Here is a 21,338-nt window from a genome sequence, read left to right as displayed (position 1 = left end):
GGCCGTCTTACCAGCGTCGTTCAGGAAGGTCGAGGCGGAAACGTGACAGATACAGGCGCTTGACCCGGCACCGTGACGTTGATGCTACAGGTTAAATTCCGATTTTAGCGACGTTTTCTTAACCCATCGCCACTTCGGCGTCACAATCGAACGACGTGCTGACCCACCCGTCGGAGTGGTCATGGCGTCGCGGCCTTCGGCATTGGCGTGAGGGATCAGTCCGCCAAAATCTGCATCCCGAGCCATTCCGCGATCAAGGCCGGCTTGTCGGCGCCGTCGATCTCTACGGTCAGTTCATGCTTCAACAGCCATCGCCCACCGCCCTTGTCCTCGGCGGACAACAGCGTGAACCGCCCGCGCACCCGTGATCCGGCTGGGACGGGCGCAATGAACCGCACCTTGTCGAAGCCGTAGTTGACCCCCATCACCACACCATGCAGCGGCGCGACGGCGTCATAGCTCATGGCCGAGGCGAGGCTCAGCGTCAGAAAACCGTGCGCGATGGTTCCGCCAAAGGGTGTCGCCCTGGCCGCCTCGGGATCGACGTGGATGAACTGGCGGTCCTCGGTGCAGTCGGCGAAGGCGTCGATGCGCGCCTGCGTCACGTCGAGCCATCCGGACACTCCGACCTCACGGCCGATCAGATCCTGCAGTTCACCGGCCTTGGCCATCGCATCCTCCTGCCTTGTCCTGGCGCCAGGTTGGCCGACCGATCGGACGATGAAAAGCCCTAACCGCGCTCGAAACGCCCCTCGATAATCTCGCCGAAGAGGACGGAATCGACGTTGCCGCCTGACAGGATGATCGCGGTGGTCAGCCCCTTCGTTTGCAACTTGCCGGACAGCAAGGCCGCCAGCGACACCGCACCGCCGGGCTCGATGACCAGCTTTAAATGGCGGAAGGCGAAGCGGACCGCCTCGGCGACCTCGGCGTCCGACACCGTCACGGCGCCGGCCAGGCGGCGGTTGATGGGCCAGGTCAGCACGCCGGGCATCGGCGCCATCAGGGCGTCGCAGATCGAAGGCGACCCTTGCGGATGCCCCACCCGTTCGCCTGCCGCCAGCGACCGCGCCGTGTCGTCGAACGCTTCAGGCTCGACCACCATAACCTTCGTCGCCGGACTACGCTCCGCCATGACCAGATTGATCCCGGCCAGCAGCCCCCCGCCCGAGGCGCCGCACAACAGTTGATCGAACGGCGCATCCGCTTGGTCCAGCATCTCCAGCGCGACCGTCCCCTGCCCTTCGATGATGTACGGATCGTCAAAAGGCGGGACCAGAACGGCGCCGCGCTCTGCGGCGACAGCGGCCCCGATCGTCTCGCGGCTTTCGGTCCATCGATCGTACAGTCGCACCTCGCCGCCGAAGCCGATCACGCCCTCGACCTTCACCCGGGGCGAGTCCGAGGGCATGACGATCAGCGCCGGCGTCCCGATCAGAGCCGCCGCCGCAGCCACCCCCTGGGCGTGGTTGCCGGACGAAAAGGCGACGACGCCGCGCGACCTTTCCGCCTCACTCAGCCGGCTGATGCGGTTGTAGGCCCCGCGAAACTTGAAGGCCCCGGCGCGCTGAAGGTTCTCCGCCTTCATCAGCACGCGTCCGCCGACCACCGCGTTCAGGGCCGGATGCTCGATCAGGGGTGTGCGGACGGCGACGCCGTCGATGCGGCGGGCGGCGTCGACGACGCCTTCATAGCTGGGCAGGTGCGTAGTCATATGCTCCCTTAGACCGGACCGCAGGCTTCGCCCAAGGCGCCGCAGGGAGACAAATGCATGAACCTGATCCTCGCCATCGACCAGGGCACCACATCGACGCGGGCCGTCGCCTTTGAGGTCGCAGCGGGCGAGGCGGGCGCGGACCCACGCCCCGTGGCCGTAAGCCAGATCGAACTGGCCCAGCATTTCCCGCATTCGGGCTGGGTCGAGCACGACGCGGCGGAGATCTGGCGCGCGACGCTTCAGACCTGTCGAGAGGTGGTGTCCAGGGCGGGGGGCATCGGCCGGTTCGCCGCCATCGGCATCACCAACCAGCGCGAGACGGCCGTGATCTGGGATGCGCAAACCGGAAAGCCGCTGCACCGCACCATCGTCTGGCAGGACCGCCGCACCGCCGCCGTGACCGCGCGCCTGGCGACCCAAGGTCACGAGCCGGCGGTGCAGGGCGCGACCGGCCTGATCCTCGATCCCTATTTCTCGGCGACCAAATTCGCCTGGCTGCTGGACGCGGTTCCGGGCGCACGAGCGAGGGCGGAAGAAGGCGAGGTCAAGCTGGGGACCATCGACGCCTGGCTGATCTGGAACCTGACCGGGGGGCGAACCCACGTCACGGACGCGACCAATGCGGCGCGCACCTCGCTGATGGACCTGAAGACGCTGGAGTGGCGAGACGACCTTTGCGCCATGTTCAAGGTGCCGCAGGCGGCACTGCCCGCCATCGTTCCCTGCGCTGGCGTGATGGGCGAAAGCGACGCCAGCCTGTTCGGCCGCGCCCTGCCGATCGCGGGCTCGGCGGGAGACCAGCAGGCAGCCCTGGTCGGGCACGGCGCCCTGGCGGCCGGTGACGCCAAGATCACCTACGGCACCGGCGCCTTTCTGGTCGCCAATGTCGGAGACGAACCGGTCGTCTCGACCCGTCGGCTTCTTGCCACTCTGGGTTATCAGGCTGAGGGCAGATCGGCCTATGCGCTGGAGGGTTCGATCTTCTCGGCCGGGTCCGCGATCCAGTGGCTGCGCGACGGGGTCGGGCTGATCTCGGAATCGCGCCAGTCCGAAGCCATGGCCCAGAGCCTGACCGACAACGGCGGTGTCTATCTGGTTCCCGGCTTCACCGGCCTGGGCGCGCCGTGGTGGGAGCCGGAGGCGCGGGGAACTGTGGTCGGCCTGACGCGGGATTCCGGGCCTGCTCACTTCGTCCGCGCGGCGCTGGAAGCCCTGGCCTATCAGACTCGCGACCTGCTGGACGCCCTGGCGGCTGACGGCGCGCCTGCCCTGACGACGTTGAAGGTGGACGGCGGGGTCACCGCCAACAGTTTCGCCATGCAGTTCGTCGCCGACATCTGCGAGGTCGAGGTCGAACGCCCCGCCTTCCAGGAGATGACGGCGCTGGGGGCCGCGCGGCTCGCGGCGCTGGGCGTCGGCCTGCTACCCGACCTTGAGGCCCGGCCCGCCGAGGCGCCGGCCTGCTGGAAGCCGCGCATGGACGGGGCCGAGCGCGAGCGCTTGCTTTCCGGCTGGCGTCGGGCGGTGAAGGCCGCCATCATCGCAGCGTCGGCCCACGCCCCCAACACGCACTGAGGGACGCCGCCGGCCAGGAAACGACCAAGGACTTTCGCGCGCCCATGACCGACGCCTCCGCCCTCGATCCCCAGACCGCCTTTTCCGGCACGCGCGACGTCGATCCCCGCTATCGACTGGACGAAGGGGCCCTGGACGCGTGGATGACGGCGAATGTAGCGGGTTACGCCGGGCCGCTGACGGTGCGCCAGTTCAAGGGCGGCCAGTCGAACCCGACCTATGAGCTGAACACGCCGGGCGCCGCCTATGTGCTGCGCCGAAAGCCGCCCGGCGTCTTGTTGCCCAGCGCTCATGCGGTGGACCGCGAATATCAGGTCATCTCCGCCCTCGCCGCACAAGGGTTTCCTGTCGCCCGGCCCCACGCCCTGTGCATGGACGAGGCCGTGATCGGCTCGATCTTCTATGTGATGGACAAGGTCGAGGGCCGCATCTTCTGGGACCTGAAGCTGCCCGGCCTGACGCCCCAGGAACGCCGGGCGGTCTATGAGGCGCAGACCGACACCCTGGCCCGGCTGCACGCCTTCGATCCCGAGGCCATCGGCCTGGCCGACTACGGCAAGGCCGGAAACTATTTCGCGCGTCAGGTGGGCCGCTGGACCAAACAGTACCGGGCGTCCGAGATCGAGCCGATCGCGGCCATGGACCGGCTGATCGCCTTCCTGCCCGAAAGCCTGCCGCCCGAGGGCCCCAGCCGCATCGTCCACGGCGACTTCCGCCTGGACAACATGATCCTGGCACCTGATGCGGCGCAGGTTCGCGCCGTGCTGGATTGGGAGCTGTCCACCCTGGGCGATCCGATGGCCGACTTCTCCTATCTGCTGATCGCCTGGGCCATTCCGGCCTCATTGCGCAACGGCCTGGCTGGGGCCGATCTGGAGGCGCTCGGCATTCCGTCGGTCGAGGAGACGGTCGAGCGTTACGCGGCGGCGACCGGAATGCGGCCCGCCAATCTCGACTGGCTCTACGCCTATAACCTGTTCCGGCTAGCGGCCATCTGCCAGGGCATCGGCGGCCGCGTCCGCGACGGCACCGCCGCCAGCGCCCACGCCAAAACCATGGCCGCCCAGGTCGGCCCGCTCAGCGACGCGGCCTGGGGCTTTGCGAAGAAGGCGGGGGCCTAGCCCGCCGTCGAAGGACAAAGAGGAGACGGCGCAGAAGCGACCGCCGTCAGTCCCTGACCGCCGCACCCAGGATACGGCGGTCGGCCTTGCCCTGGATCATCACAACCACGGCCTCGTCGTCGGGCGTCCGAGGCAGGTCGAACAGCATGGGGCTGCCACGCCATTCGCCCAGGCGGACGATGTCGCGCACCACGTTCATGTGACGCACGGTCTGACCCCGGTTTTCGCCGCGTTCGACCGCAACCACCTGGGGGCCGGGCGTATAGGTGACGGCCAGCACCTCGGCGCCGCCGGCTGGTGGTCGGCCCGAACCAACGCCGACCTGGTCGCCGGTCTCGCGGAACTCGATCTCGGGCGGCCAGACCTGGCGGCCCGCCTCCTCGACGATGGCGGTCTCCAGCTCCAGCCCGCGCGCGCCGGACACCTGCCGGCGACCGTCGATCACCACCTGGGGCGTCGAGACGCCGCGCTGGCGCAGAGCGGCGCGATAAGCGCGCTGGCGCTGGGCGAAGGCGGGACGCGCGAAGGTGTCGGTCCAGCCCAGATAGTCCCAGTAGTCGACGCCGTAGGTCAGGGCGATGACGCCCGGCTCGGCCGCCGCCCGTTCCACCGCCGCATTAGCTTCGACGCAACCGCCGCAGCCCTGGGCCGTGAACAGTTCGATCACCACCGGCGGGCCGGCGTCCGCGAAGGGACGACGCGCGGCATGCGGGCGTTCCCCCGACGGCTGCGCGACCGAGGCGGCGGACAGAAGGCCGCTCACCATGGCCGTCGCCGCTATGACCCAAACCCAGCTTTTCATGCCGATGGTCTTAGCCCTCGCCGCGCCCGCCCGCGCCTCATATTCACGTGAACCCTGCGGCGACGTCCGTCAGTCCATCAACTGCTGCGACAGATAGACATAGTGGCGCGCCCAGCGCCGGGCGTTGGCCACCGGGTCGGCGTCGTTGGAGTGACCGCCGGCGGTGTCCTCGTAATAGAGATGGTCGTGGCCCTGATCGCCCAGACGCGCGGCGAACTTCCTCGCATGGCCGGGATGGACCCGGTCGTCGCGGGTGTTGGTGGTGATGTAGACGCGCGGATAGTCCACGTCGGGCCGCAGCTGCTGATAGGCGGAATATTTGGCGATCCAGGCCGCCTCTTCCGGGATGCGCGGGTCGCCGTATTCGCCGATCCACGAGGCGCCAGCCGGCAGCTCGTGATAGCGCAGCATGTCGATCAGTGGGCTTTCGATCACCGCCGCGTTGAACAGTTCCGGATGCTGGGTGATGGAGACGCTGGTCAGCACCCCGCCGTTCGAGCGACCATAGATGCCCAGGTATCGCGGGCTGGTGACCCCGCGCTGTTCCAGATCGCGCGCCACGGCGGCGAAATCGTCGAAGGCGCGCTGGCGGTTGCCGTCCAGCGCCGCCTGGTGCCAATCGGGACCGAACTCGCCACCACCACGGATGTTGGCCTGGACGAAGACCCCGCCCCGCTCCAGCCACAGCTTGCCCATCTCGGGCTTGTAGGCCGGGTTCAGGCTGACCTGGAATCCGCCGTAGCCGAGCATGATCGTCGGGTTCGACCCGTCCAGCTTCATGTCGCGCGGGCGGGTGATGAAATAGGGGATCTTGGTCCCGTCGGTCGAGGTGGCCTCGTATTGTTCGGTCACGTCGCGTGATCCGTCGAACTTGGCCGGCGCCGACTTCAACTTGGTCAGGGTCGCGGCGTCAGCATCGGCCAGGCTGAGGGTCGGCGGAACCAGGAAGCCCTGGGTCGAGACGAAGACTTCACCGCGCGACTTGGACGAGTCGCCCAGACCCACGGCGAGGTTGTCAGGCACAGCGATCGACGACGCGGTCCAACCCTGACCGGGGCGAAATTGCATCAGGCGCCCGGCGACATTGTCGGTGATGGCGGCGATGATGGTGTCTGACAGGACGGCCACGCCCTGCAGAGCCTGGCGCGCGGTGGGCTGGAAAACAATAGCGCTGTCACGTCCGATCATCATGTCCAGACGGGTTTCGCCTAGCACCGCCAGGGGCAGGGCCAACAGCGAGCCGGCCGCGTAATCCTGACCATTGAAGCTCCAGGCCTGCTCCGGCGAGAAGACCAGACGACCGTCGATCACGCCGGAGATCCCGACGCGTTCCGGCAGGTTCAACTTTTGCGCCTTGCCGTCATAACCGAGGTTCCAAGTCTCCGATCGGAAGGTGTCCAGCGGGCGGGTGATGATCACCGCCGTGACCTTGCCGTCCTTGTCGCGATAGACGGCCGGGCTGACGCCGTAGCCGCCGTCGCCCTGTTCGCCCCGATAGACCTCGGTCGCCTGGGCCAGAATCTGGCCACGCTTCAGCGTCTTGACGATGAAGGGATAGCCGGACTCCGTCATCGTCCCGGCGCCGAAGTCGGTGGCGACCAGCAATGTGTCGCGGTCCAGCCATTCGATGCGGTGCTTGCCCTCGGACAGGTTGAAGCCGCCATCGACAAAACGTTTCGTCGTCAGGTCGAACTCGCGCACGACCACCGCGTCCTTGCCGCCGTCGGACAGACTGATCAGGCAGCGGGTCTCGTCGGGCGCCAGGCAGTCGGCGCCCTTGAACACCCAGTCCTTGCCTTCGGCCTTGGACAGGGCGTCGATGTCCAGCAGGGTCTCCCACTGGGGCGTGGCGGTGCGGTAGCTGTCCAGCGTCGTGCGGCGCCAGACGCCCTTGGGATTGGTCGCGTCCTGCCAGAAGTTGCCGACCCCGTCGCCCAGGAAACTGGGCGTGGGGATGCGGTCGGTGGCGGTGAGGATGGCTTCGGCTTCGGCGCGGAAGGTCTCGTAGCGCGGGTCGCCGGTCAGGGCGGCGAGGGATTTGCGGTTCTCCTCGGCGACGAAGGCCGTGGCCTCGGCCCCGTCCACCTGCTCCAGCGCCAGGTGATCGTCCGCCGCCGCGACGCCGGCGGGGGTCAGGTCGCGGGGGAAGTGGGGCGGGCGCGCATCTGATACGGCGGGTCTGGGGGCGAAATATTCGTCCATGTTCGGCGTGCTCGCACAGGCCCCCATCAGAAGGGCCGGTATGGCGGCGGACAGGATCAGGTGACGCATTCAAAACTCCGCAAATTTGGTCCTCCCCCCATCGGGGAAGGGGGACCGCCGCAGGCGGTGGAGGGGCTGGGAACCCGACAGGGTGCGCGGGTTAGCCCTCTACCACTTCGCGGTTCCCCCCCGAGGGGGAAGATTATAGGCTCTATTCCTGCGCCGGCGTGTCCATCAGGCGGCGCGACAGATAGGTGTATTCCAGCGCCAGGCGGCGCGCGGTCTCACGCAGGTTCGCCCCGGCCGCATGGCCGCCATCGACGTTCTCGTAGAACAGAACCGGATAGCCCAGCTCTTCCAGGCGCGCCGCCGCCTTCCTGGCATGGCCCGGATGGACGCGGTCGTCCTTGGTCGAGGTGTGGATGAAGACTTCCGGATAGGGCTGGCCGGCGCGCAGGTTCTGATACGGCGAATATTGCTCGATCCAGGCGCGCTGTTCGGGAATGTCGGGATTGCCGTATTCGCCGATCCACGAGGCGCCGGCCAGCAGCTTGTGGAAGCGCAGCATGTCGAACAAGGGCACCTGGATGACGGCGGCGTTGATCAGGTCCGGCCGCTGGGTCAGCATCGCCCCCATGAACAGGCCGCCTTGCGAGCCGCCCATGATGCCCAACTTGGGCTGGCTGGTGATGTTGCGCTGGGTCAGGTCCAGGGCCACGGCCTGGAAATCGTCGTGTGCGCGCTGGCGGTTCTGTTGCAACGCCGCCTCGTGCCAGCGCGGGCCGAACTCGCCGCCGCCGCGCGTATTGGCGATGACATAGACCCCGCCGCGCTCCAGCCACAGCTTGCCGACTGTCGCCGAATAGCCCGGCAGCAGCGAGCTTTCGAACCCGCCATAGCCGTACAGCAGCGTCGGGTTGGAGCCGTCCAGCGGCATGTCCGCCTTATGGACCACGAAATAGGGGATCATCGTGCCGTCGGCCGAGCGGGCCTCGTGCTGGTCCACTGTCATGCCAGTCGCGTCGAACTTGGCCGGCATGGACTTGACCTGATCCACCGCCCCGGTCGCCGCATCGGCCAGCCACAGGCTGGACGGGTTCAGATAGCCGGTGACGCTGACGAAGACCTTGTCGTCCTTCTCGGAGGCAGAGCCGATGCCGACCGAGACGTTCTGCGGTAGGTCCAGCGTCCTGTGCGCCCACTCGCCGTCACCGGGGGTATAGACCCGCACCGAACCGCGCACATTGTCATAGAGGGCCACGACCAGCCGGTTGCGCGTGACGTTGACGCCCTCGATCGCCTGACGCTCGGTCGGACGCAGCACCAGCTGGGCCGGGGTCGCCTGATCGGCCAGCCAGGCCTCCAGCGGCCAGGCGATCAGGTCGCCGGTCTTGAAGTCCTGGCCCGACGGCGCGGTCCAGTCCTGTTTCAGCGACACCAGCAGCCGGCCGTCCACCAGGCCGGTGATGTCGGACTTGGCCGGCAGCTGAAGCTGGGTCAGTGCCCCGTCGTCGGTCAGCCGCCAGGTCTCGGACGAATAGAAGTCCACCGAACGGTTGATCAGGGTCGCCTTCACCACCCCGTCGGCGTCACGCAGCGTATAGCCGGACACGGCGACGTCGCTGGGCTTGCCCGTGAACAGGGTCTCGGCCTGATCCAGGCTCTGGCCGCGCTTCATCCGCTTGACCACCATCGGATAACCGGAATCGGTCAGGGTGCCGGGGCCGAAGTCGCGTGAGACCAGCAGGGTGTCGCGGTCGATCCAGGCCGCCCCGCCCTTGGATTCCGGCATGACGATGCCGCCTTCGACGAACTTGCGCTCGACCGTGTCGAACTCGCGCAGGGTCACCGCGTCCTTGCCGCCGTTCGACAGGCTGATCAGGCAGTAGCGCTCCTCGGGCGGCAGGCAGGTCGCGCCCTTGTAGACCCAGTTGGCCTCTTCGGCCGCCGACAAGGCGTCGAAATCGAGGATGGTCTCCCACTGCGGCGCCTCGGTGCGATAGCTGTCCAGGGTCGTGCGCCGCCAGAGGCCGCGGACGTGCTGGGCGTCCTGCCAGAAGTTGTCGATATGGCCGTCGTGGGTGAAGCCGGGCGAGGGGATGCGGTCCTGAGCCTGAACGATCTCCAGCGCCTGCTGATGCAGCGGCTCGTAGCGCGGATCGCCCTGCAGCACGGCGAAGGTGCGTTCGTTGTGGGCCTTGACCCATTCCATCGCCCGCTCGCCCTCGACCTCTTCCAGCCACAGATAGGGATCGGTCGCATCGCTGGTGGCGAAGCCGCCCGAAGCGGGAGAGGAAGCAGGAGAAGACGCAGGGGTTTGGGCCATGGATACCGAAGTCAGGCTGGTGGAGGCGAGAAGCGTCGCGAGCGCGACGGCGGAAGCACGGATCATCTGGACAGTCCCCGAAAGCGAGGGCGGCACCTTAGCGGCGACACCTAGGGCGGCAAGCGCGCCGCCCGAACTTTACGGCTTTGTCATGATCCTTCGTCAGGGATGCAGAGCAGATTGCCGCAGGCCTTGCAGTGGACGGCGTCCTGATCGTGCGTCTGCAGGCCGCAGCGCTCGCACGGATAGCGCACCTTGTGCGGCTTGATCAGGGCCTGGGCGAGACGCAGGAACAGGGTGATGCCGACCAGCATGACGGCGATAGATAGCAGTCGCCCCCATGGCCCCGGCAGGGTCACGTCGCCGAAGCCGGTCGTCGTCAGGGTCGCCACGGTGAAATACAGCGCATCCACATAGCCGGCGATGCCGTCGTGACCCCGGAAGGTCGCGTAGACGAAGCCCGTCGCCACGAAGACGAAGGTGACGAGGTTGGCCAGGGCGCGCGCGATCCCTTCGACCCGCGTATCGTCGAATCGAGCCCCGATGGTGCGCCAGAAGAAGTCCGAATTCAGCAGGGTCCAAAGCCTCAACATCCGCAGGAAGCCGAGATTGAACAGCCAGGCCGGGAACAGCAGGGTCGCCAGGACGAACAGATCGACCCAGACGATGGGGCGTTTCAGCCAGTCCTTGATATCGGCATAGGCATAGGCGCGGGCGGCGAGATCCAGCGTCAGGACAGTCGCGATCAGATAGTCCAGCGCATAGAAGGCCCAACCCATGTTCTTCAGGATCGGCGCGGCCAGGAAGAAGCCGATGATGGCGAGGTCGATGACGATGACCGTCAGGCGAAAGCGGACCGCCGGGGGCTGGGAGCCGTGATACAGATAGCGCAGCCGCGCCCGCAGGCGCAGGCCGTCCTGTCGGGATTCGATTTCACGCTCAGCCAAATCGGTGTTCCGCTCGCCCGACCGTCAGACCTTGGATGTCGATCGCCACTCAACAGCGCGCCGCCGCTTGTGTCCAACGCTTAGCGGTCCTCGCGTTCTCGAAAAGGGGCGCGGCGCCTGCGGCGCATCGACATCCTGCTTCTAGTGCTGGTTCTCGGGCAGGCGCACCACCAACCCTTCCAGCGCGTCCGACACCCGGATCTGACACGACAGGCGGCTGTTCGGCTCGACCTCTTCGGCGAAGTCCAGCATCGACTCTTCCATGGCCGAGGGCTTGCCCGTCGCCTCTCGCCAGGCTTCGTCGACATAGACATGGCAGGTCGCGCAGGCGCAGGCCCCGCCGCAGTCCGCGTCGATGCCCGGCACATTGTTGCGGATCGCGCCTTCCATGACGCTCAGCCCCGGCTTCACGTCGACGACGTGCTCGGTTCCGTCATGCTCGATATAGGTGATGCTGGCCATGCGCCGCTCTTAAACGAGGCGGTGCCGGAGGCAAGGCCCCCGGCGCCGGATACTCAGGCCGCCTTCTTGCGGCTCGGCGCGACCATCAGCTTCTTGGTCTCGGCGATGGCCTTGGCCGGGTTCAGGCCCTTGGGGCAGACCTGGGCGCAGTTCATGATGGTGTGGCAGCGGTACAGTTTGAACGGGTCTTCCAGGTCGTCCAGACGCTTGTCCGTGGCGTCGTCGCGGCTGTCGGCGATCCAGCGATAGGATTGCAGCAGGGCCGCCGGGCCGAGGTATTCCTCCTGGTTCCACCAGTAGCTGGGGCAGGAGGTGGAGCAGCAGGCGCACAGGATGCACTCGTACAGGCCGTCCAGCTTCTCGCGCTCGGCCGGGGTCTGCAGCCGTTCCTTCTCCGGGTCCGGCTCGTCCGACTGGAGATAGGGCTGGATGCTATCGTACTGGGCGTAGAACAGGCTCAGGTCCGTCACCAGGTCCTTGACCACCGGCTGGTGGGGCAGGGGGGCGATGGTGATGTTGTGCGAGGCGCACTCGTCCCAGCCCTTGGTGCAGGCCAGGGCGTTGCGCCCGTCGATGTTCATCGAGCACGAGCCGCAGATCCCCTCGCGGCACGAGCGCCGGAACGACAGTGTCGGATCGATGGTGTTCTTGATATGAATCAAGGCGTCCAGCAGCATCGGGCCATGATCGCCGGTCGGCACCTCATAGGTGTCCCAGCGCGGATCGGCGTCGGTTTCCGGGTCGTAGCGATAGACCTTGTAGGTCTTGACGTCCTTGGAGCCGGGCGCGGCCTTGTGGACCTTGCCGGTCGTCGGCTTGGAGCCTCTGGGGAGAGTAAGCTGGACCATCTTAGTAAACCCGCGCCTTCGGTTCGATATACGCGATGTCGTCGGACATGGTGTAGTTGTGGACCGGACGATAATCGATCTGGACCTGCTCGCCCGGACGTTTCCACGCCAGGGTGTGCTTCATCCAGTTGACGTCGTCGCGGTCGGGATAGTCCTCGCGGGCGTGGGCGCCGCGCGATTCCGTGCGGTTCAGACCGCCCTCGATGGTGACCATCGCCTGGGCGATCAGGTTGTCGTACTCCAGCGTCTCCATCAGATCCGTGTTCCAGATCAGACCGCGATCGGTGGTCTTGATGTCGGCGCCGGCCGCCTCGATGGCGCGCAGCTTGTCGGTGCCCTGTTGCAGGGTCTCGCCGGTGCGGAACACCGCCGCGTCGGCCTGCATCGCGCGCTGCATCGACAGGCGCAGCTCGGCGGTCGGGGTGGAGCCGTCGGCGAAGCGGAAGCGGTCCAGGCGGGCCAGGTGGGCGTCGGTCTGGGTCTTGGAGGCGGACGGCACGGCGGACGCCTTGTCCACCACCTCGCCGCAGCGCAGACCCACGGCGCGGCCGAACACCACCAGGTCGGTCAGGGAGTTGGAGCCCAGGCGGTTGGCGCCGTGCACCGAGACGCAGGCCGCCTCGCCCACAGCCATCAGGCCGGGCACCACGCTGTCGGGATTGCCGTCGCGCAGCGTCAGGACTTCCCCGTGATAGTTCGTGGGGATGCCGCCCATGTTGTAGTGGACGGTCGGCAGGACCGGGATCGGCTCCTTGGTCACGTCCACGCCGGCGAAGATCTTGGCGCTTTCGGAAATGCCCGGCAGGCGCTGATGCAGGATCTTGGGATCCAGGTGGTCCAGGTGCAGGAAGATGTGGTCCTTGTTCGGACCCACGCCGCGACCTTCACGGATCTCGATTGTCATGGAGCGCGAAACCATGTCGCGCGGCGCCAGGTCCTTCACGGTCGGCGCATAGCGCTCCATGAAGCGCTCGCCTTCCGAATTGGTCAGGTATCCGCCCTCGCCCCGCGCGCCCTCGGTGATCAGGCAGCCGGCGCCGTAGATGCCGGTCGGGTGGAACTGGACGAACTCCATGTCCTGCAAAGGCAGGCCGGCGCGCAGCACCATGGCGTTGCCGTCGCCGGTGCAGGTGTGGGCCGAGGTGGCGCTGAAATAGGCGCGGCCGTATCCACCGGTCGCCAGCACCACCATCTTGGCGCGGAACTGGTGAAGCTGGCCGTTGTCGAGCTGAAGCGCCGTCACCCCGGTGCAGGTTCCGTCCTGCATGATCAGGTCGAGCGCGAAATATTCGACGAAGAACTTCACCTCGCGACGCACCGACTGGCCGTACAGGGTGTGCAGGATGGCGTGGCCGGTGCGGTCGGCGGCGGCGCAGGTGCGCTGCACCGGGCCTTCGCCGAAGTTGCGGGTCATGCCGCCGAAGGCGCGCTGATAGATCTTGCCTTCCTCGGTGCGCGAGAAGGGCACGCCCCAGTGTTCCAGCTCATAGACGGCCTTGGGCGCGTTACGGACCAGATATTCGATCGAGTCCTGGTCGCCCAGCCAGTCCGACCCCTTGACGGTGTCGTACATGTGCCACTGCCAGCTGTCCTCGCCCATATTGCCCAGCGAGGCGGAGATGCCGCCCTGGGCCGCGACGGTGTGGCTTCGTGTGGGGAAGACCTTGGTCACGCAGGCGACCTTCAGCCCCTGCTGGGCGGCGCCGAGCGCGGCGCGAAGGCCGGAGCCCCCGGCGCCGACGACGACGACGTCGTATTCGTGATCGATCAGTTCGTAAGCGGCCATCAGCTAATCAGGCTCCGAAACCAGCGGGCAGCGGCGCCGAACCCAGCGCCAGCCGCACGATGAAGAAGACGCTGGCGGCGGCCAGCACGAGGAAGACGATGTTCAGCAGGCCCACCAGCGCGCCGCGCGTTCCGGCGCTGGGCACATAGTCTTCAAGGATCACTTTCCAGGCCAGGCTGACATAGCCGAAGAACACCACGACGGTGATGGCCAGCAGGCCCGCGTTCAGCGGATTGGCGAACCAGGCCAGCACGGCGTCATAGCCGGCGCCCGCCAGGGTGAAGCCGGTCGAGGCGACCCACAGGCCCAGCGGGATCAGGGCGACCAGCAGAACCCGCTCGATCAGCCATTCGCCGGCGCCGTGGCGCTCGGAAACCTTGACGTTGTTCTTGAACTTGGCGGCGCCGCTCACAGCGAAACCCTCCCGACGGCGAACAGGACGACCCAGAACAGCACGGCCAGCGGGACCGGCACCCACACCGCGATGTTCGACAGCAGGGTGGCGGACTTGAGGGTCAGCCCGTTGCCGGTGTCGTTGTAGGTGTGACGCGCGCCGTTCAGGATGAAGGAGAACAGCACCACCGTCAGGCCGAAACCGACCAGCAGACCCAGCGGCGAGCCCGCGACGGCCAGCGCCGTCTGATAGGCGTCCGGCCCGAACGCCAGGGCGCCCAGCCAGGCCACGAAGAACAGGACGCCGACGGTGGCGGCGATGATTGTGGCCCGAAACAGGATCGAGGCCGTCATGGTGACGTGCCAGCGCCAGACCTGCATGTGGGGCGAAAGCGGCGCGATGTGACCGTTCGGTTGGGTGACGAAGCGACCGGTCCGGTCGCTAGCGGCGCCACCCGGCGTCGGGCTGGGCTGAGTCATGCGAATGGTTCTCAAAAGCGAATGAATTCAATCGCCGTGTGCGGTTGCGAAGGCTTTTGTGACCCTGAGCGGGCGGTGTCAACGCACAGGGGCCAACATCGGCCGATTGTTGCTTTGTGAAGGGTTGCATCACGCGGAATCACGTTTTCGCGCATGGCCATTCTGCACTAGGCGCCGCGGGGCGGTCTTTGGCAGGGTTGGCCAATGATCTGGTTCGCCTTGATGACCGTCCTCGGTTCCGACCCCGCCATTCCCACCCAAGGTCTGCGTGACGCGACCCCCGAAACCTATCAGTCGCCGGAGATCCGCCCGTTCGAACCGCCTTCGGATTTCGGACGCGAACGGGTCCAGATCGAGGCCCAGGGCGACGCCGGCGTCGATCTCCACCGCCCGCCCCTGACCGCCCCCGTCGTCGTCGACGCCTATGTCGGCAGCTACGAGGTCAATCCAGGCGACGCCGAGATCGCCTATGACCAGGGCGTGGCCCAGGCCGAGATCGACACCGACCGCAGCATGGGCCCCCTGGACGGCCGCTGGCATGTCGCCGCCGCCGACGGCGAACTTCTGCTATCCCTGGCCCTGACGGATCGCGGCGAGGGCCGCCGGGTCGAGGGCGCCTGGCGCCGGCTCGACGCCCCAGCGGCCATGGCCGACAGCGGCGCCGCCGGCCCGGCCTCCACGGTGGGCCAGACGGTGATCATCCCGCTCGGCGGCGGCGAACTGCGTCTTCACCCGGCCGCCCGGGGCTGGACCGGCGAACTGGTGCAGGGCGGCCGCGCCCGTCCGGTGACGGTGTCGCACGCGGGCTAGGCGCCCACCCCGGAACCGGGGCGGTCCGGGGTGATGCGCTCCCCGACAAAACCCTATATGACGCCGGTTCCTTTGCGACGACCGAGCCGAAGACCGCCACATGCCCAGCCTGAACGAGATCCGCGCCACCTATCTGAACTATTTCGCGGCCGACGGTCACGAGAAGGTGCACTCGGCGCCGCTGGTGCCGCAGAACGATCCGTCCCTGCTGTTCGTCAATGCGGGCATGGTGCCGTTCAAGGACTATTTCACCGGCGCGTCCAAGCCGCCCTATCCGCGCGCCACCTCGTCGCAGAAATGCGTCCGCGCCGGGGGCAAGCACAATGACCTGGACAACGTCGGCTACACCGCCCGCCACCTGACCTTCTTCGAAATGCTGGGGAACTTCTCCTTCGGCGACTATTTCAAGGAACACGCCATCGACCGGGCGTGGAACCTGGTCACGCAGGAGTTCGGCCTGGACGCCAAACGCCTGTTGGTCACCGTCTATATCGACGATGACGAGGCCGCCGCGATCTGGAAGAAGGTCACCGGCTTCTCCGACGACAAGATCATCCGCATCGCCGGCTCGGACAACTTCTGGGCCATGGGCGATAGCGGTCCCTGCGGCCCCTGCACCGAAATCTTCTGGGACCACGGCGACAAGATCCCCGGCGGCCCTCCCGGCTCGCCGGACGAGGACGGTGATCGCTACGTCGAGATCTGGAACAACGTCTTCATGCAGTTCGAGAAGGAGAACGACCAGATCGTTCGCAACCTTCCCAAGCCCAGCGTGGATACCGGCATGGGCCTGGAGCGGATGACCACCGTGCTTCAGGGCGTGCATTCGGTGTTCGAGACCGACCTGTTCAAGACCCTGATCGCGGCGTCCGAAGACGCCACCTCGACCAAGGCCGCCGGCGACCAGGCCGCCAGCCACCGGGTCATCGCCGACCACCTGCGCTCCTCCTCCTTCCTGATCGCCGACGGCGTCACCCCGTCGAACGAGGGCCGGGGCTATGTGCTGCGCCGGATCATGCGCCGCGCCATGCGCCACGCCCACCTGCTGGGCGCCGCCGATCCGCTGATGCACCGTCTGGTCCCGACCCTGGTGGCCCAGATGGGCGACGCCTACCCCGAACTCGCCCGCGCCCAGCCCTTCATCGAGGACACGCTGAAGCAGGAAGAGGTCCGCTTCCGCACGACGCTCGGCCGCGGCATGGCCCTGTTCGACACAGCGGTTCAGGGCTTCCGGCCAGGCGACATGCTGGACGGCCAGACCGCCTTCACCCTGTCCGACACCTATGGCTTCCCGCTGGACCTGACCCAGGACGAGGCCCGCCGTCGCGGCTTCTCGGTCAATGTGGACGGCTTCGAATCCGCCATGGCCGAACAGCGCCAGCGCTCGCGCGAACATTGGAAGGGCTCGGGCCAGACCGCCAACACCAACGAATGGCTGGCGATCCGCGACCGTATGGGGCCGACCGTCTTCAACGGCTATGACGCCATCGAGGGCTCGGGCGAGGTCCTGGCCCTGATGAAGGGCGCCGCCCCGGTCGAGACGGCCGAGGCCGGCGACATCGTCGAAATCCTGTTCGACGCCACCCCCTTCTATGCCGAAAGCGGCGGCCAGACCGGCGATCAGGGCACGCTGGAATGGCCGGGCGGCGAGGCGGAAGTTCTCGACGTCAAGAAGCACGCCGGCGACCTGCACGTCCTGTCGGCCCAGATCACGGCCGGCACGCTTCAGATCGGCGCCCGCGTCGCCCAGCTGGTGGACGCCGACAAGCGTATGACCACCCGCGCCAACCACTCCGCCGCCCACCTGCTGCACACGGCCCTGAAGAATGTGCTCGGCCCCGCAGTCGCCCAGAAGGGCCAGCTGGTCGACGCCGAGCGCGCCCGCTTCGACTTCAGCCACGGCGCCCCCGTGACCGAGGACGAGCTGGCCGCCATCGAGGCCGAGGTCAACGCCGTGATCCGCCAGAACGTCCCGGCGGAAACCAAGCTGATGGCCCCGCAGGAGGCCATCGAGGCCGGCGCCATCGCCCTGTTCGGCGAGAAATACGGCGACGAGGTCCGCGTCCTGACCCTGGGTCGCTCGCTGGTCAGCGACAACGCCCCCTATTCGGTCGAACTGTGCGGCGGCACCCATGTGGCCCGCACCGGCGACATCGGCCTGTTCAAGGTGATCCAGGAAACCGGCGTCGCCGCCGGCGTCCGCCGCATCGAGGCCCTGACCGGCGAGGCGGCCCGCCTCTATCTGGAAGGTCAGGCCAAGGTGACCCGCAACCTGGCCCGCGACTTCAAGATCCAGACCCAGGACGTCCCCGGCCGGGTCGAGGCCCTGCAAGGCTCGGTCAAGACGCTGGAGAAACAGGTCGCCGAGCTGAAGAAGCAACTGGCGCTCGGCGGCGGCTCCGGCGCGGCTTCGGCGCCGGAAGAGATCGGCGGGATCAAGCTGATGGCCCGCGTCCTGGACGGCGTGGACGGCAAGGGCTTGCGCGGCGTGGCCGAGGACTTCCGCAAACAGGTCGGAACCGGCGTCGTCGCCCTGATCGGCGTCACCGAGGGCAAGGCCGCCGTCACCGTCGCCGTCACGTCCGACCTGACGGACCGCGTCAACGCCGCCGACCTGGCCCGCGCCGCCGTCATCGCCATGGGCGGCCAAGGCGCCGGCGGCAAACCCGACTTCGCCCAGGGCGGCGCCCCCGACGGCTCCAAGGCCGAGGACGGCCTTTCGGCCGTCCGCGCGGCGCTGGCGGGCTAGATCTCGCGCTCCTCTTCCATTCTCCCTTTGGGAGAAGGTGGCCCGCAGGGCCGGATGAGGGTCGGCCGGTGGGCCAGTTCGCACCACCGACCCCTCCCTCTCCCGCCGGGAGAGGGGCCAGCCATCCTGTTTTCTGAAACTATGGCGTGAATAATCAACGCCTTGGCGCTCCGAACCGCCCTCTACCCTAACACGCCTCCAATCGCGCCTATAATGGCGACTGGACCAAGGAGGACGTCCCACAGATCAAAGTGCACGAAAGTGCACTCCTTTTTTTTGTTCGGCCCCGAGTGCACTTTCCGGCGCCTCACGCCATCGGGTCGGGCGTCAGGTCCACCCCGGCCAGCTTCCACGCGAACGGCCCGCGCCGCTCCATGATCAACACCAGGGCGTCGTCCGGCCGGTCGTCGCGGGTCAGGGTGACCGCGAAGCTGTTCATCCCGCGATAGGCCCAGGACTGGTGCAGCGTATGCTTGGGCGCCGCGGGCGTATCGCTCGGCGGGACGGGCTGTTCCGGCTCGGGCTTCTCGCCCGACCGCACCATGGCCGCGATGGCCTGGGGCGTGACCAGATTGTCCACCGCCGCCGTGACCAGCGACGGCGCCAGCAGCATCCCCAGCGCGGCCATGCCGTCGTTCCCGTCGGCCCGCTCGCGGATCTCCTGTCCCGCGCGGGCGTTCAGCTCGGCCTTCAGACTGTTTCGGAAGGCGGGGAAGTCCACCGTCTTCTCCAGCCCCGCCGGATCCCCCGTCCGCGCCGCCCGGATCAGCCGCTGCGCCGCCACGAAGGGCGAGATGAAACAGGCGATCAGGAAGCCCGCGACGACGGCGACGACCAGGCCGATGACGATCTTGCGGCTCATGCGGGTTTCCTCAACGGTCGATATCTGATCGGCATGGCGGTCTCACCCTTTCGCGGGCGGCGTGACGGGGTTCGCCGGCGCCGTTCCGTCCGGCAGGCCGATATGGACCAGCCTCCACTCGAACGGCCCTCGCCGCTCGAAGGTGAAGACCGTGCGCGACCCGCCCTGGTCCTGCACCGCCAGCCGGGTGCGGTTCACGCCCCAGAAGATCAGCCTTGGCCAGGGCTTGCGCGCCGGCCTGGCCTTTGGGTCCGTCGCTGGCCGATGGCTGGCGTAGCGCCCCTCGCCCCGCGTCAGGGCCGACAGGGCGGCGGGCGTCAGATAGGCGTCCACGTCCGGCTGACGCATCATCGGGTTCTGCTGCAGCTGCCGACGCACCGCCCCGATCGGGTCCTCCAGGAAGGACGGCGCCGGCGCCATCGCTTCCGGTCGCCCGGCCAGCTGCGGCCGCAGCGACTGGCGCACGGCGGTGAAGTCGATCAGTCGCGTCAGACCCGCCACATCGCTGGCCTCCGCCGCCGAACGAATGGCGAAGAAGCCCACCACAGGCGCGGCGAAGAAGGCGACGACCGCCAGCGCCAGCGCCGCCAGCACCAAGTTTCCGAAGATACGCTTCACCCGAACTCCCCGCTCGCACCGATCATGCACGGCTTTGACCCAGGCACAACGAAAAGCCCCGCCGGATCGCTCCGGCGGGGCTCATTCTTTTGGTCCTACCGCGCTTCGCGCTGCTTGAGGACGCGAAGTCCCTTGCGGCAAGACCGCAGGTCGTTCGGCTTAGCCGACGTCCGGCAGGGCGGTCTTCAGGTTCTCGGCGACCTTGTCGAGGAAGCCCTCGGTGGTCAGCCAGCCCTGTTGGTCGCCGACCAGCAGCGCCAGGTCCTTGGTCATGTGGCCGCTCTCGACGGTGTCCACGACGACCTTCTCCAGCGTGTCGGCGAAGGTGGCCAGGGCCGCATTGTCGTCCAGCTTGGCGCGGTGCTTGAAGCCGCGGGTCCAGGCGAAGATCGAGGCGATCGAGTTGGTCGAGGTGGCCTCGCCCTTCTGGTGCTGGCGATAGTGACGGGTCACGGTGCCGTGGGCGGCCTCGGTCTCCAGCACCTTGCCGTCCGGCGTCATCAGCACCGAGGTCATCAGGCCCAGCGAGCCGAAGCCCTGCGCCACCACGTCCGACTGCACGTCGCCGTCATAGTTCTTGCACGCCCAGACGAAGCCGCCGGACCACTTCATGGCCGCCGCGACCATGTCGTCGATCAGGCGGTGCTCGTAGGTCAGGCCGCGCGCCTTGAACTCGGCGGCGTAATGGGCGTCGAACACTTCCTGGAACAGGTCCTTGAAGCGGCCGTCATAGGCTTTCAGGATCGTATTCTTGGTCGACAGATAGACCGGATAGTTGCGCTGCAGGCCATAGGCGAAGCTGGCGTGGGCGAACTCGCGGATCGAGTCGTCCTGGTTGTACATGGCCATGGCCACGCCGGCGCCGGGCGCCTTGTAGACCTCGTGCTCGATCACGGCGCCGTCTTCGCCGACGAACTTGATCGTCAGGGTGCCCGGTCCGGGCATCAGGAAGTCGGTGGCCTTGTACTGGTCGCCGAAGGCGTGGCGGCCGACGACGATCGGCTGGGTCCAGCCGGGAACCAGGCGCGGCACGTTCGAGCAGATGATCGGCTCGCGGAAGACCACGCCGCCCAGGATGTTGCGGATGGTGCCGTTCGGCGACTTCCACATCTTCTTCAGGCCGAACTCGGCGACGCGCGCTTCGTCAGGCGTGATGGTGGCGCACTTGACGCCGACGCCGTGCTTCTGGATCGCGTGGGCGGCGTCGATCGTCACCTGGTCGTCGGTGGCGTCGCGGTGCTCCATGCCCAGGTCGTAGTAGTCCAGTTCGAGATCCAGGAACGGGAAGACCAGCTTGTCCTTGATCATCTGCCAGATGATGCGGGTCATTTCGTCGCCGTCGATGTCGACGATGGGGTTTTCGACCTTGATCTTGGCCATGCGTGCGGTCCGCCTGTGACTGTAGGGAAGGAATGTCGTGGCGGGGATATAGCGGGGCCGCGCGCCCACGCAAACCCCGCCGTCAGTTAACCCCGCCCGGAAAAAACCTCGACGCCACGCTGAACCCTTTGGCGGGTCTGGGCTTCTCCTTGGCCCAGGGGCGGCGACGGACGATGGAATGACGAAGGAGGAACGTGATCTGGTCGATCGGTGGATCGTCACCTTCTGCGAAGTCCCGCCCGTGATCGATGCGGAACTGA

At 67.4% G+C, this 21,338-nt stretch carries 18 protein-coding genes; 4 read left to right on the top strand and 14 right to left on the bottom strand.

The features are described from left to right. Positions 1–215: 215 nt before the first annotated feature. Together ACODSC_RS09235 and ACODSC_RS09230 are read right to left on the bottom strand one after the other, a co-directional pair. The gene (locus tag ACODSC_RS09235) at positions 216–671 is read right to left on the bottom strand and encodes a MaoC family dehydratase (RefSeq protein WP_488813608.1); all 456 of its coding nucleotides are present in this window, start codon (positions 669–671) and stop codon (positions 216–218) included. A gap of 59 nt (positions 672–730) precedes the next feature. Further along, positions 731–1,714: a threonine ammonia-lyase gene (locus tag ACODSC_RS09230; RefSeq protein ID WP_488813607.1), complete on the bottom strand. Its 984-nt coding sequence runs from the start codon at positions 1,712–1,714 to the stop codon at positions 731–733. 57 nt (positions 1,715–1,771) lie between these two features. On the opposite strand from ACODSC_RS09230, the gene glpK reads away from it, so the two are divergent. Together glpK and ACODSC_RS09220 are read left to right on the top strand one after the other, a co-directional pair. Beyond that, positions 1,772–3,292 carry a glycerol kinase GlpK gene (gene glpK / locus ACODSC_RS09225; protein ID WP_488813606.1) on the top strand — a complete coding sequence of 507 codons (1,521 nt, stop codon included), beginning with the start codon at positions 1,772–1,774 and terminating at the stop codon, positions 3,290–3,292. Between the two features lie 44 nt (positions 3,293–3,336). Continuing rightward, complete coding sequence (locus tag ACODSC_RS09220) at positions 3,337–4,413, top strand: phosphotransferase family protein (RefSeq protein WP_488813605.1); 1,077 nt, start codon at positions 3,337–3,339, stop codon at positions 4,411–4,413. Positions 4,414–4,459: 46 nt separating this feature from the next. On the opposite strand, the gene ACODSC_RS09215 is transcribed toward ACODSC_RS09220, so the two are convergent. The 9 genes from ACODSC_RS09215 to sdhC form a co-directional block, all read right to left on the bottom strand. Beyond that, positions 4,460–5,215 (bottom strand): DUF1223 domain-containing protein, encoded by a 756-nt coding sequence (locus tag ACODSC_RS09215; protein ID WP_488813604.1) that lies wholly within the window; start codon positions 5,213–5,215, stop codon positions 4,460–4,462. Between the two features lie 69 nt (positions 5,216–5,284). Beyond that, positions 5,285–7,486: a prolyl oligopeptidase family serine peptidase gene (locus ACODSC_RS09210; protein ID WP_488813603.1), complete on the bottom strand. Its 2,202-nt coding sequence runs from the start codon at positions 7,484–7,486 to the stop codon at positions 5,285–5,287. A 142-nt stretch (positions 7,487–7,628) separates the two neighbouring features. Further along, positions 7,629–9,809 carry a prolyl oligopeptidase family serine peptidase gene (locus tag ACODSC_RS09205; protein WP_488813602.1) on the bottom strand — a complete coding sequence of 727 codons (2,181 nt, stop codon included), beginning with the start codon at positions 9,807–9,809 and terminating at the stop codon, positions 7,629–7,631. Between the two features lie 83 nt (positions 9,810–9,892). Further along, the gene (locus ACODSC_RS09200) at positions 9,893–10,690 is read right to left on the bottom strand and encodes a potassium channel family protein (RefSeq protein WP_488813601.1); all 798 of its coding nucleotides are present in this window, start codon (positions 10,688–10,690) and stop codon (positions 9,893–9,895) included. A gap of 141 nt (positions 10,691–10,831) precedes the next feature. Continuing rightward, entirely contained in the window at positions 10,832–11,152 is a 321-nt protein-coding gene (locus ACODSC_RS09195; protein WP_488813600.1) for a 2Fe-2S iron-sulfur cluster-binding protein, read from the bottom strand. 53 nt (positions 11,153–11,205) lie between these two features. Next, positions 11,206–12,000 carry a succinate dehydrogenase iron-sulfur subunit gene (locus ACODSC_RS09190; RefSeq protein WP_488813599.1) on the bottom strand — a complete coding sequence of 265 codons (795 nt, stop codon included), beginning with the start codon at positions 11,998–12,000 and terminating at the stop codon, positions 11,206–11,208. A 1-nt stretch (position 12,001) separates the two neighbouring features. Continuing rightward, on the bottom strand, positions 12,002–13,786 hold the full coding sequence (sdhA, locus tag ACODSC_RS09185) for a succinate dehydrogenase flavoprotein subunit (protein ID WP_488813598.1): 1,785 nt from the start codon (positions 13,784–13,786) through the stop codon (positions 12,002–12,004). A gap of 7 nt (positions 13,787–13,793) precedes the next feature. Continuing rightward, positions 13,794–14,198 (bottom strand): succinate dehydrogenase, hydrophobic membrane anchor protein, encoded by a 405-nt coding sequence (sdhD, locus tag ACODSC_RS09180; RefSeq protein WP_476695491.1) that lies wholly within the window; start codon positions 14,196–14,198, stop codon positions 13,794–13,796. Continuing rightward, a complete protein-coding gene (gene sdhC / locus ACODSC_RS09175; protein WP_488813597.1) occupies positions 14,195–14,659 on the bottom strand; it encodes a succinate dehydrogenase, cytochrome b556 subunit in 465 nt (154 codons plus the stop codon). Before sdhC ends, sdhD begins: the two co-directional genes overlap by 4 nt. Positions 14,660–14,881: 222 nt before the next feature. Between sdhC and ACODSC_RS09170 the strand changes: the two genes are divergently transcribed. After that, entirely contained in the window at positions 14,882–15,469 is a 588-nt protein-coding gene (locus ACODSC_RS09170; protein WP_488813596.1) for a hypothetical protein, read from the top strand. A 100-nt stretch (positions 15,470–15,569) separates the two neighbouring features. Beyond that, on the top strand, positions 15,570–18,218 hold the full coding sequence (gene alaS, locus ACODSC_RS09165; RefSeq protein WP_488813595.1) for an alanine--tRNA ligase: 2,649 nt from the start codon (positions 15,570–15,572) through the stop codon (positions 18,216–18,218). A 307-nt stretch (positions 18,219–18,525) separates the two neighbouring features. On the opposite strand, the gene ACODSC_RS09160 is transcribed toward alaS, so the two are convergent. The 3 genes from ACODSC_RS09160 to ACODSC_RS09150 all read right to left on the bottom strand — a co-directional run bounded on the left by ACODSC_RS09160 (position 18,526) and on the right by ACODSC_RS09150 (position 21,078). Then, complete coding sequence (locus ACODSC_RS09160) at positions 18,526–19,080, bottom strand: DUF2939 domain-containing protein (RefSeq protein WP_488813594.1); 555 nt, start codon at positions 19,078–19,080, stop codon at positions 18,526–18,528. A 42-nt stretch (positions 19,081–19,122) separates the two neighbouring features. Continuing rightward, complete coding sequence (locus tag ACODSC_RS09155; RefSeq protein ID WP_488813593.1) at positions 19,123–19,698, bottom strand: DUF2939 domain-containing protein; 576 nt, start codon at positions 19,696–19,698, stop codon at positions 19,123–19,125. A 159-nt stretch (positions 19,699–19,857) separates the two neighbouring features. After that, the gene (locus ACODSC_RS09150) at positions 19,858–21,078 is read right to left on the bottom strand and encodes an NADP-dependent isocitrate dehydrogenase (protein WP_135194264.1); all 1,221 of its coding nucleotides are present in this window, start codon (positions 21,076–21,078) and stop codon (positions 19,858–19,860) included. Positions 21,079–21,338: the final 260 nt, after the last annotated feature.

The organism is Brevundimonas sp. FG128, from assembly GCF_057809775.1.
This window is presented reverse-complemented; position numbering and strand designations above follow the sequence as displayed.

What these genes read in the sequence shown, in the direction of transcription:
- ACODSC_RS09205 (WP_488813602.1), bottom strand. Translation starts at nt 9,809, where the DNA reads ATGATCCGTGCTTCCGCCGTCGCGCTCGCGACGCTTCTCGCCTCCACC.
- ACODSC_RS09230 (WP_488813607.1), bottom strand. Translation starts at nt 1,714, where the DNA reads ATGACTACGCACCTGCCCAGCTATGAAGGCGTCGTCGACGCCGCCCGC.
- ACODSC_RS09215 (WP_488813604.1), bottom strand. Translation starts at nt 5,215, where the DNA reads ATGAAAAGCTGGGTTTGGGTCATAGCGGCGACGGCCATGGTGAGCGGC.
- ACODSC_RS09195 (WP_488813600.1), bottom strand. Translation starts at nt 11,152, where the DNA reads ATGGCCAGCATCACCTATATCGAGCATGACGGAACCGAGCACGTCGTC.
- glpK (WP_488813606.1), top strand. Translation starts at nt 1,772, where the DNA reads ATGAACCTGATCCTCGCCATCGACCAGGGCACCACATCGACGCGGGCC.
- alaS (WP_488813595.1), top strand. Translation starts at nt 15,570, where the DNA reads ATGCCCAGCCTGAACGAGATCCGCGCCACCTATCTGAACTATTTCGCG.
- sdhA (WP_488813598.1), bottom strand. Translation starts at nt 13,786, where the DNA reads ATGGCCGCTTACGAACTGATCGATCACGAATACGACGTCGTCGTCGTC.
- ACODSC_RS09170 (WP_488813596.1), top strand. Translation starts at nt 14,882, where the DNA reads ATGACCGTCCTCGGTTCCGACCCCGCCATTCCCACCCAAGGTCTGCGT.
- ACODSC_RS09220 (WP_488813605.1), top strand. Translation starts at nt 3,337, where the DNA reads ATGACCGACGCCTCCGCCCTCGATCCCCAGACCGCCTTTTCCGGCACG.
- sdhC (WP_488813597.1), bottom strand. Translation starts at nt 14,659, where the DNA reads ATGACTCAGCCCAGCCCGACGCCGGGTGGCGCCGCTAGCGACCGGACC.
- ACODSC_RS09190 (WP_488813599.1), bottom strand. Translation starts at nt 12,000, where the DNA reads ATGGTCCAGCTTACTCTCCCCAGAGGCTCCAAGCCGACGACCGGCAAG.
- ACODSC_RS09150 (WP_135194264.1), bottom strand. Translation starts at nt 21,078, where the DNA reads ATGGCCAAGATCAAGGTCGAAAACCCCATCGTCGACATCGACGGCGAC.
- ACODSC_RS09210 (WP_488813603.1), bottom strand. Translation starts at nt 7,486, where the DNA reads ATGCGTCACCTGATCCTGTCCGCCGCCATACCGGCCCTTCTGATGGGG.
- ACODSC_RS09160 (WP_488813594.1), bottom strand. Translation starts at nt 19,080, where the DNA reads ATGAGCCGCAAGATCGTCATCGGCCTGGTCGTCGCCGTCGTCGCGGGC.
- ACODSC_RS09235 (WP_488813608.1), bottom strand. Translation starts at nt 671, where the DNA reads ATGGCCAAGGCCGGTGAACTGCAGGATCTGATCGGCCGTGAGGTCGGA.